2 protein-coding genes are annotated in these 1,452 nt (G+C 26.2%); one reads left to right on the plus strand and one right to left on the minus strand.

Features of this window, described 5'->3' with window-relative positions:
• Positions 1 to 424 (minus strand): GntR family transcriptional regulator (locus GPX08_RS04870; protein WP_156625720.1); only part of this gene is annotated, 424 nt, incomplete at its 3' end.
• Positions 425 to 796: 372 nt separating this feature from the next.
• Here GPX08_RS04870 and GPX08_RS04875 point away from each other — a divergent pair.
• Positions 797 to 1,452: SIS domain-containing protein (locus GPX08_RS04875; protein ID WP_156625721.1), on the plus strand; the 656-nt coding region annotated here is incomplete at its 3' end.

Raw genomic sequence — 1,452 nt, forward strand, 5'->3', positions numbered from 1 at the left:
ATGAGTTACAAAACATATATATATTTAAAATTGAAGTATGATCTGATGTGTAGTTATATAGTAATATGGATTGCATAATTTGGGTAGATTCTTCTATGTTAAGACGTTTTGCTATTTTTTTTGTTGCCAGTATATGTCTAAATAGTAGATTATGCCTTTTTTTATTGTCTTTTTCAAATAATGAGGATATATTTCTAATATCTACTTTTTCTTTATCGCCACAATAATAATATCCACTTTTATCTTTAACATATAAATATTCATTATTAATTAATTGTTTTAACGCTTTTCGTAATGAAAATCTTGAAACAGAAAATAAATCAGAGAAAAATCTTTCACTAGGTAATTTGTCTCCTGGTTGAAATTTATTATTGGTTATATAAAACATGATTTCTTCAGCAATAATATTTTCATCATTTATCATATAATCAGCCTTTCTTAATTAGTTTACTATACTAATTATATATTAAGAACCAAATCTTTTCAATAAAAACCAAAAATAATTATAATCTAATATTATTGTATTAATATCATATGGATTTTGTTAGTAAGTTATATTTTTTAATAAATATGATACGTATTTATAATTGTTTTTCTAATCCACGGTATAATATGGAATAAAGCAAATTAATAAAATAAAAACACAATATACATAATTGAATATGAAAGTGTTACATGATGTATAGGGTTTTATTTAAACAATAAATTTGGTAAAAAAATAAAAAAAGTGGTTGCGTTATAAGATTAAGCTGGTATAATATAATTGTAAGTGGTTGATAAAGAAAGGAGAAATGGTATGTATAATTATGATGTCAATGAATTTTTAAGAGAAGGAAATGAGGTGTATGAGTTAAGATCTTGTATTGAAAAAACTGTAGATGATATTTATAAAATTGGAGTGTCTAGAGTGGTTTTGACAGGTATTGGTGGTACAATCTTTGAATTAATGTCTGTGAAGAAAATATTTGATGATTATTCAGCTTTAGAATGTATATTGATGAATGGAGCAGATATGCTAGTTGAACAACCAACATGGATTGACGAGCATACATTAGTTATAACCGGAAGTAAATCAGGTGATACTCCAGAAACTTTGGCAGCTTGTGATTATTGTAGGGAAAGAGGGGCGAAAGTTATTTCTTTAGTGGGATCAAATGATTGCCCGTTAGCTAGAAAATCCGATTATATTATTGTATCTGAAATCCCAGGGATGACGCATACATATTTTAAATTTTACCTTATTACTCTAAGACTTTTGTGGAATAATAGTGAGTTTACTAAATATGAAAAATTTGCTGATGAATGTTGCAATTTATACAAATCTGTAATTAAAATACAAGAAAAGTTTGAACCTATTGCAACAAATATTGCTGATAATTATTCTCATGAAAATTATCAAATTTGGGTGGGGTCAGGAATTGTTTGGGGTGAAATCAATATGTTCACTATGTG

The sequence above is a fragment of the Clostridium tertium genome, assembly GCF_902652255.1.
Lineage (GTDB): Bacteria > Bacillota > Clostridia > Clostridiales > Clostridiaceae > Clostridium > Clostridium tertium_A.